The 14707-nt window shown below is 63.5% G+C and carries 13 protein-coding genes and 2 pseudogenes; 7 read left to right on the plus strand and 8 right to left on the minus strand.

Going from position 1 to position 14707, the window contains the following annotated elements:
• The first annotated feature begins 48 nt into the window (after nucleotides 1–48).
• Entirely contained in the window at nucleotides 49–987 is a 939-nt protein-coding gene (gene sigJ / locus BFL43_RS22105; protein ID WP_084894793.1) for an RNA polymerase sigma factor SigJ, read from the plus strand.
• On the opposite strand, the gene BFL43_RS22110 is transcribed toward sigJ, so the two are convergent.
• Together BFL43_RS22110 and BFL43_RS22115 are read right to left on the minus strand one after the other, a co-directional pair.
• On the minus strand, nucleotides 970–1371 hold the full coding sequence (locus BFL43_RS22110; RefSeq protein ID WP_084894795.1) for a DUF3054 domain-containing protein: 402 nt from the start codon (nucleotides 1369–1371) through the stop codon (nucleotides 970–972). The two genes, sigJ and BFL43_RS22110, sit on opposite strands and share 18 nt — an antisense overlap.
• Nucleotides 1372–1401: 30 nt before the next feature.
• Entirely contained in the window at nucleotides 1402–2562 is a 1161-nt protein-coding gene (locus BFL43_RS22115; protein ID WP_084894797.1) for a YbhN family protein, read from the minus strand.
• 124 nt (nucleotides 2563–2686) lie between these two features.
• Here BFL43_RS22115 and BFL43_RS22120 point away from each other — a divergent pair, with 124 nt between their 5' ends.
• The 3 genes from BFL43_RS22120 to BFL43_RS22130 are packed head-to-tail and all read left to right on the plus strand — an operon-like array spanning nucleotide 2687 to nucleotide 5843.
• Entirely contained in the window at nucleotides 2687–3973 is a 1287-nt protein-coding gene (locus BFL43_RS22120) for an AI-2E family transporter (protein WP_240498418.1), read from the plus strand.
• 3 nt (nucleotides 3974–3976) lie between these two features.
• Entirely contained in the window at nucleotides 3977–5188 is a 1212-nt protein-coding gene (locus tag BFL43_RS22125; RefSeq protein ID WP_084894801.1) for a DUF5931 domain-containing protein, read from the plus strand.
• Complete coding sequence (locus BFL43_RS22130; protein ID WP_084894889.1) at nucleotides 5178–5843, plus strand: response regulator transcription factor; 666 nt, start codon at nucleotides 5178–5180, stop codon at nucleotides 5841–5843. The genes BFL43_RS22125 and BFL43_RS22130 overlap by 11 nt, the downstream gene beginning before the upstream one ends.
• Nucleotides 5844–6128: 285 nt before the next feature.
• Here the strand turns inward: BFL43_RS22130 and BFL43_RS22135 are convergent, their stop codons facing one another.
• The 6 genes from BFL43_RS22135 to BFL43_RS22160 form a co-directional block, all read right to left on the minus strand.
• Entirely contained in the window at nucleotides 6129–7034 is a 906-nt protein-coding gene (locus BFL43_RS22135; RefSeq protein ID WP_168176698.1) for a hypothetical protein, read from the minus strand.
• A 353-nt stretch (nucleotides 7035–7387) separates the two neighbouring features.
• Entirely contained in the window at nucleotides 7388–8047 is a 660-nt protein-coding gene (locus BFL43_RS29195) for a hypothetical protein (RefSeq protein WP_206186731.1), read from the minus strand.
• 85 nt (nucleotides 8048–8132) lie between these two features.
• Nucleotides 8133–8612 carry a GNAT family N-acetyltransferase gene (locus BFL43_RS22145; protein ID WP_084894891.1) on the minus strand — a complete coding sequence of 160 codons (480 nt, stop codon included), beginning with the start codon at nucleotides 8610–8612 and terminating at the stop codon, nucleotides 8133–8135.
• 98 nt (nucleotides 8613–8710) lie between these two features.
• Nucleotides 8711–9808 (minus strand): HigA family addiction module antitoxin, encoded by a 1098-nt coding sequence (locus BFL43_RS22150; RefSeq protein WP_084894805.1) that lies wholly within the window; start codon nucleotides 9806–9808, stop codon nucleotides 8711–8713.
• Between the two features lie 11 nt (nucleotides 9809–9819).
• On the minus strand, nucleotides 9820–10128 hold the full coding sequence (locus BFL43_RS22155; protein ID WP_084894807.1) for a type II toxin-antitoxin system RelE/ParE family toxin: 309 nt from the start codon (nucleotides 10126–10128) through the stop codon (nucleotides 9820–9822).
• 146 nt (nucleotides 10129–10274) lie between these two features.
• A complete protein-coding gene (locus tag BFL43_RS22160) occupies nucleotides 10275–11087 on the minus strand; it encodes a YfbU family protein (RefSeq protein WP_240498420.1) in 813 nt (270 codons plus the stop codon).
• 31 nt (nucleotides 11088–11118) lie between these two features.
• Between BFL43_RS22160 and BFL43_RS22165 the strand changes: the two are divergent.
• The 3 genes and pseudogenes from BFL43_RS22165 to BFL43_RS22175 all read left to right on the plus strand — a co-directional run.
• Nucleotides 11119–11355, plus strand: a pseudogene (locus BFL43_RS22165) (DUF1016 domain-containing protein); the annotation flags it as partial.
• Nucleotides 11356–11981: 626 nt separating this feature from the next.
• A pseudogene (locus tag BFL43_RS22170) lies at nucleotides 11982–12579 on the plus strand (transposase); the annotation flags it as partial.
• A 1085-nt stretch (nucleotides 12580–13664) separates the two neighbouring features.
• On the plus strand, nucleotides 13665–14636 hold the full coding sequence (locus BFL43_RS22175; RefSeq protein WP_143695464.1) for a hypothetical protein: 972 nt from the start codon (nucleotides 13665–13667) through the stop codon (nucleotides 14634–14636).
• The last annotated feature ends 71 nt before the right edge of the window (nucleotides 14637–14707 follow it).

A 14707-nucleotide genomic window follows, 5' to 3' on the forward strand; every position in this document is an offset into this window, starting at 1 on the left:
TGACACACGGTCGGATCCGGCGGCCGAGACCTGGCGAAAGGGTATGTGATGTCGCAGGCGACAGCTCTAAACGAGTTCGAACGACTCCGGCCACGCCTGTTCGGAATCGCCTACCGCATGACCGGCGCGGCCGGTGAAGCCGAAGACCTGGTGCAGGATGCCTGGCTCCGCTGGCAGGGGACCGATCACGACGTGGTCCGCAATGCGGAGGCGTTCCTCGTCACCACCGTCACCCGACTGTCCATCAATGCGGTGACATCCGCACGAGCGACACGGGAGACCTACATCGGACCCTGGCTGCCGGAGCCGGTGTCGACCGTCGATGATCCCGCGCTCGGGGCCGTTCGCGCCGAAGCACTGGAGATGGCGGTGGTCCTGCTACTCGAACGCCTCGATCCGCGCGAGCGCGCGGCATACATCCTGCGCGAAGCCTTCGACTACCCCTACCGCGAGATCGCTCGGCTGCTCGAGACCAATGAGGCCAATGCCCGGCAGCTGGCCCGCAGGGCGCGCGAACACGTCGGACGTGAACGCCACACGTCGGTGGACCCCGACGAGCGGGCGCGGGTCATGACCGCGTTCGTCGCGGCCGCGCAGGCGGGCGATCTCGCCGCGCTCGAAGCTGCGCTCACCGCGGACGTGGTCTCGATCAGCGACGGCGGCGGCATCGTCAGCGCCGCCCGCGTCCCGATCTTCGGTCGCGACAAGGTCGCCCGGTTCGTCCTCGGTGCCGTCACGAAGTTCGCAGTCGGGTCGTACCCGCTGCTCGTCGAGTGCAACGGTGGGCCCGCGGTGTTGACGGTGCGAGATGGGAAGCCTGACACGCTGCTCTCGTTCGAGTTCTCGGCCCCGGGGACGCAGCGGAGCGGAGCTCGAGAGGGATCGGCGGGAATCAGCCGACTGATGTTCGTGCGGAATCCTGGCAAACTCACGCAACTGGAGGCGCTGATCCCGCCCGTCGATCCGACGTCAGACGGTGATGACTGAACGCCGCACCAGCAGCACCCGGACCGCACGCCAGCCCAGCAGGAACGCGCCGAGCACGATGGTCGCGACGATGACGAAGCTGAATGCGACGCCCTGATGGAAGAGGTGGCGCAGGGTCATCCCGATGGCGACCGCGCCGATCCACATCAGCGCACCGTCGGGGATGAGTCGTTCGGGCCGGAAGTCGTAGTCGAACCCGTGGTCGGCGAGCATGTGCGCGAAGAGATACGCCAGGGCCCAGCCGATCGCCGCGCCGATCGCGAAGGGCCAGGTGGTGCTGAACACGCCTTCGATCGACAGACCCTCGGCGTGGTTCATGCGGCCGATGAAAGCGAAGACGAGCACCGCGAGTAGATCACTGAGGGCGGTGAGCGTTCGGCGCATACGAGCCACCGTAGCGGGCACCGCGCGCGCTCAGCGAACCGAATCGGGCGAATCCGGCCGTTCGTCGGACGGTCGGATGACCGGGGGGTCGGGATCGGTGGACACGCTCTTCGAGCGGTCTTCCACGACGTCGTCGAGCTCTTCCTCTACTTCTTCCTCGATCGTGTCCCCGCTCTCGGCCTCGGCCCGGTAGGTACCCCGGAACATGACGAGGATCACAATCCAGCCCACGAGAGCCACCAACAGGTAGCTGATCATGCGGTACACCAGAACCGCGGTGACCGATTCCGCTGCGCCCATCCCGGCGGACGTCAACGCGGGCACCAGCACGCCGTCGACGACCCCGAGTCCTCCCGGGAGCAGTGGTATCGCGGTGCCCACGGCCTTCGATGCGGCGTACGCCACCATCAATCCGGCGATGCTGGGTTGCCCGCCGACCGCGTAGCAGGCGAAGGCCAGACAGGCGACGTCCGCGACCCAGTTGAACAGTGACCACCCGAACGCTTGCGAGGCTTCCTTCGGTTTGAGCTGAACTGCCTGCAGTTGCCGCAAGATCTCGTGCCACCGCTGGACGCCGTGATCCGCGGCTTTGTCGCGGAGGTGATTGATCCACCGCAGCAACGTGACGCCGATGCCCTCGATCGATTCCGGGTGCCGGGCGATGTACTGGGCGACCAGGGCGAACGCGATGAAGCCGCTGATCGAGAAGATGACCGAGAACGGACTTGTCTTGGCTCCCGCCAGGAGGGCGCCTCCCAGGCCGAGGACGGCGAGACCGACACCCATCAAGAGTCCGGACATGACGACCTGCCACGACGCGATGACGGGTGTCGCTCCCCACTTGCGGGTTTCGCGGTAGGTGAATGCGGGCGCGAGCACCTGCCCACCGGGCATCGTCTGGCTCAGCGAGTTCGCCGCGAGTACCACTGACAGGGACTGCCACTGCTTCACCCTGACACCGGCCGATCGGAGAAGCGTCCGCTGCACCTGCGCGAAGCTGTCCATCGAGAGCACGGCTGCCAAGATGCAGAGGGCAACCCACTCCCACTCGATCTCGTCGAGGTGGAACCAGGTCTCCCTGAGCTTCGGCCAGACCAGATAGGCCTCGACCGAGAGAATCACCACGACCAACGCGAGTGCCACCCAGCGCACCCACCAGAAGCGGCGGCGGGTCGATTGCGTCGCCGTCATGCTAGGCACCCTATCGGGCGGCAGTGTCCGAGTTACAGCCGAGACTCGGCGAAACCGTACGCGAGTATTCGCCCCTGCGCCGGGTTCAGCGCGTGACGCAAGGGTGGGGTCTAATGTTGCCCAGGTGAGCCAGGGGAAACTCGAGGACGTCAGCACCACAGACCGAACCGCAGATCGATTGAAGGTGCATCCGGTCGTCCGGGCCGCCGCAGAGTGGTCGTGGCGCCTGGTGGTGATCGCGGTCGCGCTGTATGTCGCGTCCCAGGTGATCGCGAGATACGAAGAAGTCTTCGTCCCGATCGGGCTGGCGGTGCTGGGCACGGCGTTCCTGGTGCCGGTGGTCGACTGGCTCAATCGTCGTGGGGTGCCGCGCGCGCTGGCCGTCGTCGCGTCGCTGGTGGTTGCGATCGGCGCGATCGCCGGGATCATGACCTTCGTCGTGCAGCAGTTCATCGACGGTGTCCCGGATCTGACGGATCAGGTCACCAAGACCATCGACGACAGCCGGGGCTGGCTCGTCGATGGCCCGCTGAACATCCGTCAGGAGCAGATCGATCATCTCGGCGACGACTCCATCAAGTTCCTGCAGGACAACCAGGACAAGGTGACATCCGGCGCGTTGGCGACCTTCACCACGGTCAGCGAGATCGTCACCGGTGGCCTTCTGATGCTGTTCCTGATGATCTTCTTTCTCTATGGCGGCGGCCAGATCTGGCGGTTCCTGACGCTGGCCATTCCGGAGGGGTCCCGCGAAAAGGTGTGGGAAGCAGGGCAGAACGGGTTCGGATCCCTGGTCGGATATGTGCGCGCGACTGTGGTGGTCGCGGCTGTCGACGCGATCGGTATCGGCGCGGGTCTGGCGATTCTGCAGGTGCCGCTGGCTCTTCCGCTGGCATCCCTGGTGTTCATCGGTGCGTTCATCCCCATCGTCGGTGCACTGATCACAGGCAGCCTCGCAGTCCTCGTGGCCCTGGTGACCCAGGGCTGGATCGCCGCAGTCATCGCACTGGCCGTGGTGGTGGGAGTGATGCAGCTCGAAAGCCATGTGCTGCAACCATTCCTGTTGGGGCGTTCGGTCCGTCTGCACCCGGTGGCGGTGGTGCTCGCGATCGCGGCCGGCCTGGTCACCGCGGGTATCGTCGGTGGTCTGCTGGCGGTACCGATCATCGCCTTCCTCAACACCGCGATCCGGACGCTGGTGGACAAGTCGAAGTCGATCGATGACGACAGTGAGCTGGCCAAGGTGGCCGCGGCCACAGGTAAAGAACACGAACGAATGTACGAGGCCGAACCCGACCGGCCGAAGTGGGATGATCTCGACGCGCACGGCGCCCGGGGGCCGAAGACCGAGAAACCCGACGACGACGCGGCACCGGACGACAAGCGGGGCAGCTCAGACGATTCCAGCTGACGCATGAGTTCCCGCGCAGCGCTCTCCTCGTTACTCGACGATGATCCGGTGGGTCCGCTCTGGCGGGCCGCCCAGGTGTTCCGGTTGCTCAGTTTCGTCTACGCGCTGGGGTTTCAGCTGGCGGTGCACAATGACTACGAACGGGTGGCGTGGAGCTGGTTCCTCTTCGCGGTCCTGACCGTGTGGACCGGGATCAGCACGATCGGCTACCTCAAGGGCACCGGACGTCGCTGGTCGTGGGTCATCGCCGAGTTGGTGATCGTGTGCGTGCTGGTGATCTCCACCCGGTTCGTCGCCTCGGCCGACTGGGCGGCGTCGAACCAGTCGTTCCCCACGACCCTGTGGGCGACGAATGTCGTTGTGTCGGCCGCGATCCTGGGCGGTCCGCTGGTGGGCGCCGGCTTCGGACTCGTGGTGCGGGCCGCCAGCGCGGTCGCCAAGGGTGGTTACGACCTCAATGTGGGACGCGACGCCACGGTGGTGGTGCTGCTGGCGGTGGGGGTCGGGGTCGGTCTGGCCTCGGTGACGGCCCGCCGGAATCACGATCGGGTTGCCAGGGCGATGCGGGTCGCCGCCGCGGCCGAGGAGCGCGATCGGCTGAGCAGGCAGGTGCACGACGGGGTGTTGCAGGTGCTGGCGTTGATCAGCCGGCGTGGTGCGGAAATCGGCGGCGAGACAGCGCAGTTGGCGCAGTTGGCGGGTGAACAGGAACGGTCGTTGCGGCGGTTGATCGCCGATATCGAACCGGCGGCCCTTTCCGGTGGGCCGGCCGACATCGACCTTCGGCTGCTGCTCCGCCCCCACGCCGGTGACCGGGTGTCCCTCAGTGAACCGGGTGAGCCCGTCACCCTCGATCACCGGATGGCTCTGGAAGTCGAGGCCGCGGTGGTCAACGCTCTCGACAACGTCAGATTCCACGCGGGCCCCATAGCGAAGGCCTTCGTGCTGGTCGAGGATCTCGGGGACGAGGTGGTCGTCAGCGTGCGCGACGACGGCGTCGGCATCGACGAGGGCCGGCTGGTGGAAGCAGTCGCCGAGGGACGGATGGGGGTGTCCCGGTCCATTGTCGAGCGGATGGAAGCTCTCGGTGGATCGGCCCGGTTGGACACGGGGCCGGGCGAGGGCACCGAGTGGGAGCTGACAGTGCCCAGAATGAGCGGTCGTCAAGCGAGCGGCCCGGAGACGGATACGAAGGGTGAAGCAGATGCCTCCTGAGGACTTGCGGGTCATGGTCGTCGACGATCACCCGATGTGGAGAGACGGGGTCGCCCGAGATCTCACCGATGCCGGGTTCGACGTCGTGGCCACCGCGGACAGCGTCGAGGCGGCGGCGCGTCGAGGGGGCGCGGTGCAGCCGGACGTGGTGCTGATGGACATGCACCTGCCCGACGGCAACGGGGCCGAGGCGACCGTGCGGATCTTGGAGGTGTCGCCGCGCAGCCGGGTTCTGGTGCTGTCGGCGTCGGACGAGCGTGAGGACGTGCTCGAGGCCGTGAAGGCCGGCGCGAGCGGATACCTGGTGAAGAGTGCCTCGAAGGAAGAATTGCTGGCCGCGGTGCGGGCGACAGCGAACGGTCAGGCGGTCTTCACGCCCGGCCTCGCCGGTCTGGTGCTGGGGGAGTATCGCCGTATCGCGCGGGACCCCGACCGCCCGGTAGATGCTCCGGCACTCACCGACCGGGAGACGGAGGTGCTGCGGTACGTGGCGAAGGGGCTGAGCGCCAAGCAGATCGCGACGAAGCTGTCTCTGAGTCATCGAACCGTCGAGAACCACGTGCAGGCCACGCTGCGAAAGTTGCAGCTGGGCAACCGGGTGGAGCTGACCAGGTATGCGATCGAGCACGGTTTGGACGAAGAACCCGGCGGCTGATGGTCTTGCCCGCGGTCTTACGACTCCGGTTCCGGCTCGGTGGGTTTGGTGAACCGCTTCATCTGCGCTAAATCTAATTAGCGCAGGTGCCTGTCCGTCGAGCTGCCATGACAGCCTCGCTGTGAGCTAGTCCAGACCATGTCTGCAGCTAACTGCGGAATGCCTCCGCGCTCCTGCAGATTCGCACAACCGCCGCGGTTACACGGTTGTCGTTAAGGCTCACGAGGCTCGACGTCACCGGTAACGGTGCGTGCCCGAGGATGGCGCAACAGAGTCTGCCGAAGACTACAGCGAGGCGCGCTCCTTCAGCCAGTCGTCACGCCACCGGTGGAACTCGGCAGCGAATGCGGAGTTCCGTTCCAGGGCTTCCTGAATATTCGCGCGCTGCTTCTTTGACGCGTGCTGGTCCACCGAACTCGGACCACACATGACGGCCAGCGCCTTCGGGTAGATCTTCCACTTGAGCACCAGTCGCTTCGAGATGAATGAGATGAGCTCTGCGGCGCCTTCACCCGCGCGGTTGGATTCGGCCACTGTGGTGGTGCGGCCAGAGTGGATGAGGCTGTTGCGGACGTCGACAACGTGACGTCGCCAATCAGCCACCGCACCCCTGCTATCTAGGTGCCAAGTTCCACCTAGTCGCGGTGCATACGTCGTCTTTACGCGGAGGGTGATCGAACTTGCGTTGACCCACATCTGAGCGGCCTCCGCCGGTGTCTTTCCCTCTTCCCACAACATCGCCGCGAGCGTGCTGTCGAGCGCCACCTCGCACGTGACCGCGCTGCTCAGCACCGAGGCGCGGTAGTCGCCAGCGACGTGCTCCGCGCGGCTCCGAGCGTCGTGATCGCGGATCAGAGCGCTGATACTGCCAAGCGTGAGTTGAGTGAATACATTGCCGACCGAAACCGCGTCGACCGGCTCCCAAGTAACCGACTGGACTGGAACGTGGTCGAGCACGATCGCCTGTTGACCTTCATCGAAGCTGATTGCCCCGGCGTCGGTCTGTTTACCGAACGCGGCGGGGATGATTGGATTTAACGCTTTGTAGTGAAGTTCCGGAAGCGGAATGCTCGACGCGATTCGTACTGAGCGAACGCTGTCTGCCACCAGCCAGTGAGCCAGGGTCAGAGGGTCTACTTTGCCGTCGTGCGGCGGTGTTAAGGCAGCAGCGCGACTCTTCACCGGAACCATCACAACTGCCACTGAGCGTTCACGTGGGGCGTCTGCGGTCTCAGGCTGCGTTTCACGGGCCGCCCGGCCAGTTACCCGGGCGAGGACCGACGATGCCAGAACGCTGCCCTCAAAAACGGGGTCCGCTCCATGCGACTCCGTCGACCATGTGAGGAGACAGGTGAACGCGTCCAGCATCCACGAGTCGTCGTGTTCGGCAGGGTCGACCCCACGTATCCGTAGATACTCGTGTCCGACGTGGATTTGCACCGGTTCTGTGCTCAGCGGCACCGCGTACGGCAGCACGAATGAGAAGGCGACGACGCCCGCGGGTTCTTGCCCCAGCGGCACCTCGCTCGGTTCCATCGGACTGCTCACGAGGTCGGCTCCCCGCCGTCTGCGATGCCGGTCCCGTTCATCCGCGACCATAGGACTGCCTGGATCACAAGCCCCTCTGTTTCAGGGTCGACCGGAACTGTGGAGCTGCGGGGTCCTCGCGTCGCGAGCAGCTCGCCGATCGGTGCGAGGTACTTCACCCACAGGGTGTCCCGCAGCGACTTCACGTGTTCGGCGAACTCAACGACGAGTGGGGATCCAAGGGGAGGCCCACCTGAGGACGACACCGCCACCCTGATGGAGTCGAGGACGGGGAGATCTGAGTCGAGGTAGTCGGCGTAGACGTCGACGGTCTCCAGTTCGCGGGACTTGCGGTGAGCGACGTGGTCGTGGCGCCAGACCATCAAAGTCTGGTGGAACTCAACGCCACGGTCGCCGCGGGCGGCCCGGATCAGTTCCTCGTAGTCGACGTTGCGCCGCTTGTCGCTGACAGCCATGCGCCCATAGCTGACCACTGCCGCCTCCCACAGCGCGCGCCGAACGAAGACGTTGGAAGCGGTATCGGGCAGACCTGCCCTCTCAGCGAGAGCCATGTCGGCGTGGACCAGGTCCCCCCAGAGCGAGGCCCACTTGGCGAGGCGATTCGCGTCGGACTCGTCGAGGTTTACCCGCCGCACGTGGTAGTTCTCATCCGTCATGGGTAGATGATGGCTGGAGACCGGCAAGTCGCTGGACCATGCCCCCTCAGAATGCGACCCGGTGAGGCTGAGCGTGCTGATGGCGTTATCTCGGCGGTGAGATGAACAGCGGTCGGTTCAGGCCATTTGGATGATCGAACCGCTCCCATCCAAGTGAGGTCCAGAACCTATCGGCCTCCTCGCTGTAGGCAAACAGTCGGCGGTCAGCGTGACGTTCCTGCAGCGCGCGCACCACTCGGCTGCCGATGCCACGGCGGTGGGCGGTGTTTGCCACCTCGATGAACTGGATCTCCAGTCGCTCGGGGCCGAGGTCAGGCACGTCCGTGTACTCGGGGTTGACGTCTCCTGGGTTGTCCATCTCCACGCGCGCCACCTCCATGCCTCCCGCCACCACCTGGATGTACCAGGGATCGCCGAGGGGGTAGGGCACTGTGTCCCACCACTGCTCATGTTCGTAGGCGGCCTCGACATCGAAGGGCGGGCGCCAGGCGTACTTGTTCGCTGTAGCGGGCCGGTGGAGATCGACGAGTGCCAGCTCCGACGACTCCGCAGATCGGGTGGGCATCATGTGAGGTTATCGTCTACTTGCGAAGCGCTCGATCGTCCACTCGGGTGACTGCACCAGGGCGGCCAGGTTCAGGAGTAGCTGGTGCCGGCCGCGAACTATTCGCTGAACGTTCCAGCTAAGTCGACGCACAGACGATTCCCGTGGTGGTAGGGCAGAAACCGCTTGCGGTGCATCTGATGGACGGCTACGCCGGGAGCTATCCCCACCGCCTTTGCGGCCCGCGCGATGGCATCGTCGCTTGTCACGTCACGGAAGGGTTCCATCCCCGACTCGCCGAACAGAAGGTCCATCGCGAAGGCGTTCGCGGCCTTCTCAGCGACACTGTTGCGTATCTTCTCCGTGGAGTACTCAAGATGCATTTCGCCCCGAGGGTCGTTGAGGACATGACCCAATTCGTGGAACAGCGTCCAGATCACGAAGCCGTCTCGGCCCCACCGCCCGGTTTGCTGGATGACTGGCACACGCTTATCGATCCAGCGTGTCATCCCCAAGAGCGGGAACTTCTTCGGCGGCGGAACCACCATGAGCACGACACTGACGTCTGCGAGCATCCCTGCGAGGTCCCGGAGCATCGAGTCATTGGGAGTAGCGGCGCGCTCTCGCAGGCGCGGGAGCGCCTCGCGCAACTCGTGCGCGGTGAAGGAGTAGTTCCGCCCGCGCTCGTACCGCTCGGTGAGTTCACCAGCGCGCAACCAGGTCGATAACAGAGTCGGGTCGAGCTCGGCTCCGGACTCTTTCAATGCGGCGAGCGCGTAGTCGCCTTGCGATGCAGTCTTGTGGAGATGTACGTACGCATCCCACGTTCCGCAGCGGTGGAAGGCGAGGAAGTCGGAGACCAGTTCTCCCGGCTTGGCGCGGGTGGCGTTGGTGGCCCCGATGCTGCGGAGGTACGCGGAAGCGCTGCTATCGATCTCCCCGACGTACTGGGCAAGTTCCTGTTCGCCAGCAATGCGCGCGCGGTCCGCGCGATACGCCGCCTCGTAGCGGAGCCACGAGGCGGCGGGGATGCCGACGACACGTTCCAGACGCAGCGCCATGTCCTGGGTGATGGCGGCGTGCCCGTTGACGATTTCGTTGACGTGCTTCCGGCTCACCCCGAGTCGGTCAGCGACATGCTGCTGGGACAAGCCCTGGTCTTCGATCCACTCCTCCAGGTACTCCCCAGGGGCAACCGCGTAGTTGGTCGTAGTCATGGCTTCTCCTTTCAGTGATAGTCGTCGATCTCGATCACGGTTACCGTCACGGCATCCCACTGTTCACAGTCGCCTTCGGGACGAATCACGAGGCGGTAGTTCTGGCTCAGATCGCCGCCCCACTCACCGGCTCGGTCTCCAGTGAGCTGGTGCCATCTGCCCAACGGGTCATGGGTCCGCAACTCACCAACGCTGTTGGCGGTTTCGAGTGCCTTGATCCGCCGTCGGAGTTTGGCGGCGATGTCACCCCGCTTCTTTTGCATCTCTCGCTCGTCCGTGCAGAGATCCTCTAACTTCTTGTTGTCGTAGAGAACCTTCACCTGGTGTCACCGATATCGTTACATTCTAACCCCGATAGCTGGAGCACTATGCCGCTGTGAGAAGACCGACTCACAGTCGGGGGTGTATCACGCGCCGCCTTGTTCATCCGCTTCTCCATCCACGCCTTCGGCGCCAAGCCGCAGTCCTACCCACGACGCGAGGGGTGGACCCGAGCCGCAGCGATCTGCTCAAGTTCGTCTACCGCCAGGAAGTAGTCGTCGCGACGGCCTCCTCGATCTCGGCTATCCGTGATGCGGCGGTGCTCGGCCAGCATTCGTAGGTAGGTGTCGAGCACGCGGTGGTGCGAGTTTCCGTCGTCGTTGCGCTCCAGCTGTGGCCGCAACTCCGCCCACCGTCCGTCGCTCATCAGGTACTTGACGTAGCTGGCCATGTGGCTTTCGAGCCCGTCGTTGTGGTCAAAGCCTTGGAACTCCAGGCTGTAAGCGAGGTCCTCGTCGATATCATTCCCTTGATCCTTCAGTCTCTTGCGGCTGAAGGTAATCACGCGGAACATGTCGAGAATGTCGAGCACGCGGCCGCAGTCGCGCCGAGACAACTCGGTTCTGAACCCCGCGACCTCCCGCCAGTACTCGCCGGTGAAGCCTGCTTCGATCACCCTCGCTCGATCCAGCTGGTAGTCCCTGCCTCCGTCGACATCGTTGGCGTCCTCGGGTAGCACACGAGCGAGGATGCGGTGAAGTAGCGAGAGGGCCTGACGGTCGGCAAGCCTCATGGTTTCCGGCGCCGGCTCGTCACCGTGGTCCACCGGGCGTTCATACACGGGGACGATCGCGGCCATGATCAGGTCGCGAACGTATTCGCTGACGGTGACCCCCTCGGCGTCAGCAAGTTCCTTGAGCTGATCGCGGATGCGATCCTCGATGCGGACGTTCAAAACGGCCATGGCAACTCCTTTGTAGTGCTGTGTGACGATAACCATAACACCGTCATACGCCATTGCGGGTCTCTGAGTGATGTGGATTCACGGCCAGCACGCCCCCACCATCGGGATCCTGTTGTGCGCCGGCCGCAACGACAACACCGTCCGTTACTCGCTTGCCGGAGCACCCGCACCGCTGGCGGTGGCGGTGGCGAACTACACCTACGACACCCTGACCGACCAACTCCGCGAGGTCGTACCCACGGACAACGAACTGGCCTCCGCGCTCAACGCCACCCTCACTGAACTGCACGTTCGGCATCCCGTTAACGACGGGGATCGCTGACAAAGTCACCGGCTCGCATCAATCCGCCATAGGTGTGCAGTAGCTCGGGTCGTCTCTCTCTCATTCGTTCGTTGCCGAGACTTATCCCACACGTCACGACGCCATTGCCCTGAATTCGAGCGGACCCACGCAACCTGCAGTCCGTGCTGAGCTCGTTCGACGCGAAGCCCGAACGCACGCGTTCCAGGGACACTGGATCGCGGCCGGCGGTCATGAACTCCCAGTCCAGCGGACGAGCATGTCGACCTCTACACTCCGCGGCGGATCGAAGACGTGTGCGGCGGGAGTGGGCCCTGGAAGTCGAACATAGTTTCGATAATGTCTCAGAGGCGCTGGTCGATGCTATGTGAAAAATCCGGAAGCATCGGCCTGCGCCGACCTTGTTCATCCGCGAGGTGGGTCGGGTCGGTGTAGCCGACTATGAGTCCCCGGGATGCTCGTCAGGATCTCGTCGAGATTCAGAAGGCATACCAGCCCGGTAGTCATAAGCCATAGCCACGGTGAGCGTGGCGGACGATCTGACCGGGTTAGCTCCCTTAGCAAGAACGAGTGGCACAGTCACGCGGAAACCGCCGCGGGCGATATCTGCCGCGTCCGAGTCGCGGTTCCGTTTCTTCGTCATGCCGCAAAGAACGGACGCGGTCTACGACGAGCAAACCCAACGGTGGATCTCCCGTGCAGAAGTCGCGGAAATCCCATTCACGGCATTCACCTCCAAGAAGGCTGCCGCCTACATCAGTGGCCGCCTTGTAGTGCGCCGCATCCCCGATCTGAAACCCAAAGACAGCGAACCTCAAGCTGCCACCCTGTTCGACACGTGGAGGTTCCACGCGTACTTCACCACCACCGACCCCAAACAGACGGACACCGTCGCCGCAGACAAAACTCACCGCCAACACGCGATCGTCGAGCAAGTCCACGCGGACCTGAAGAACTCGGCCCTCGCTCACCTGCCTTCCGGGCGATTCACGGCCAACGGCGCATGGCTCGTCCTCGCGGCCATGGCTTTCAACCTGACGCGAGCAGCAGCCAGTATCGCAGGGAGCGGGCTTGCCAAAGCGACAACTGCCACCGTTCGACGAACCCTGATCAACGTCCCCCGCACGCATCGCCTCATCCGGACGGCGGCTCACCCTGCATCTGCCGCAAGGCTGGCCATGGCAGGCCGGCTGGACGACGCTGTTCGCCAGAATCTGCGGCCCACCCAGTTCGACGACAACCTGAACACCAGTCGATACCCGACGCAACCCAAGAATTCTAGTGGAACACCTCCCGATTTTAAGGTCGGGCGATCACCCGCATCCTTATCCTCCGGCAGTAGAACCTTTCCGGGACATGGCTTCCTTCCCCGAGTCGGTGGATCGAGGATTACCCCGACCGGCAACTAGCAGATGCCACGGTCGGATCCACCTTTAAACTAACGGTCCCCGTCCCGGCTCCGCCGAGACGGCGGTGAAGATCGTGTCCCGTGAGTAGGACCTCGCAAGGGGCCCAGGATCGAACACTGCCTGCCAGCTACACCCATCGCGAACCACTGTATTTAGTGGTCTATGGCTACACCATCCCAACATAGCCGTGTCTTCCGGTCTATTGAAGCCTGTATCTCCAACACTGAATGGACGAAGGTCGTGCATTGCGGAAGTGTGATCATGACCACAGGCTTGTCATCGGGGCGAGCCGGTATTCTATAGCTTCTGATCCCGAGCTGAATCGCTGCCAGGCATCCTTCCGCCAGGCTGCATCGCAGATGCGATGGATTGTACGGAGGCGCGGTTTTGTTCGTACGAACGTGTAACGCGCGTGTCACCGTGGACTTACCCGATGGCTCGTCTGTCCTGCTTCCGGGCCAGCCCGCGCTCCTACTGCGGCTGCTATTGCTGTGGGAGGACGGGCCAGTCTTGCAGGACCTCGCTTGCCACGTACTCGGTGCGAAACCATCGACAATAGGCCGTTACGTAAGTCAGTTGAGGCAGGCTCTTGGTGACGTAGAAGCTAGGGCCATAATTCAAGTGAACGAAGGGGATTCACGCGCACGCCCACCCATACCGACGACCTACGAGTGTGCCCTTGCCGCGGACCACCTTGAGATTGGCGACCTTATGGATCGGGCGGCGCAGTTCGCGAAGGAATCGCAATGGCTGAGCCATAGTGACTTGACGCCGGACGTTGTGAGCAATGTAGCGCCCCTGCTGAACAAAGCGCTTACGAGGTGGACTAGTTCCCCAGCCCGGGGGTTTGACGTAGCAGCCGATAGGAAACCGGATTCGCGAAGGCTAAAGGACGCTGAGGGCATCAATCTGCGGTTGTATATGCTCGATGAGATCTACTACCGGTGGCAAGAGCGCCATACTACGGCTGAGCTCCTGCATGCGGACTGCATGCTTGCGACGGATGACACTGAAGAGACCGCAAGAGCTGTGTTGAAGCGATTGGCTGACGTGACTCGTCGCCCAGACCCGGACGCTCGGGTCTGGCAGCGAATGTTGCTGGCGGTAAGCCGTACGAACGACCAGCGACGGCACACGCGGATCTGGAATGACACAAGTAAATACTTTGAAGCGAGAGACGAGGATTTGCCCAAAGAGGTGCGGTCCTTGGAGCCCAAGGCTGCATCGCCGCGTGCGGGTAGATCGCGGCGGAGCGGCGCACAAATCGACGACGGAACCTTGCCGAGTCCGATAACCGATGAGACTAGTCAGCTGGCACGCATTATTGAGCAGTTCGGTATCGCAGCTCCGTCAGCTCTCGAACTCGGCGGCGTTGGGCTTCGTCCGATTGACTGCACCAAACGCGCTGACTCTTCCCTGGATTTCGCCGGCGTGCTTGCCGGAAAGTGGGTCAATAATCGTGAGACGTTTCAAAGTCTGCTTGCTATGTTGAAGCGCTTCCAGGAGAGGTCGCCGAATGGGCGCGCCAGATTTCTCGTCATTGACCCGGATTCCGATGCGTACCAACGTCTGGTCCAAATACGCGCGGGTGAGGTTTCGCCGAACTCGGTGAATAAGTTGCGTGAGCTGCAACTAAAATTCCCGTGCCTGGAGGTTCGCGGGATCGATCACTTGCCTGCCTTCCGAGTGCTTGTGATCGATGACGACATAGTGACAGTCGCGCCATATGACCTTGAAAACCAAAGCGCCCAGGCGAGTCGCCTTGGGTGGGAAGCGCCCCATATGCTGCTAGATCCCCTAGCGACCTTCCCCCTGGCCCCTGCCTTCCGCATCTACTTCGATGGCGAGTGGAATAGAGCCCACCAGCTTTACCCGAAACCGAGGACATTTTGAGGATACGACACCCAGCAAGGAGTCCGCTGCATCGTCCGAGCCCCTACCTTCACTCGACCTTCAACGCTTCT

This window comes from Williamsia sp. 1135 (genome assembly GCF_002095395.1).
Classification (GTDB): domain Bacteria; phylum Actinomycetota; class Actinomycetes; order Mycobacteriales; family Mycobacteriaceae; genus Williamsia.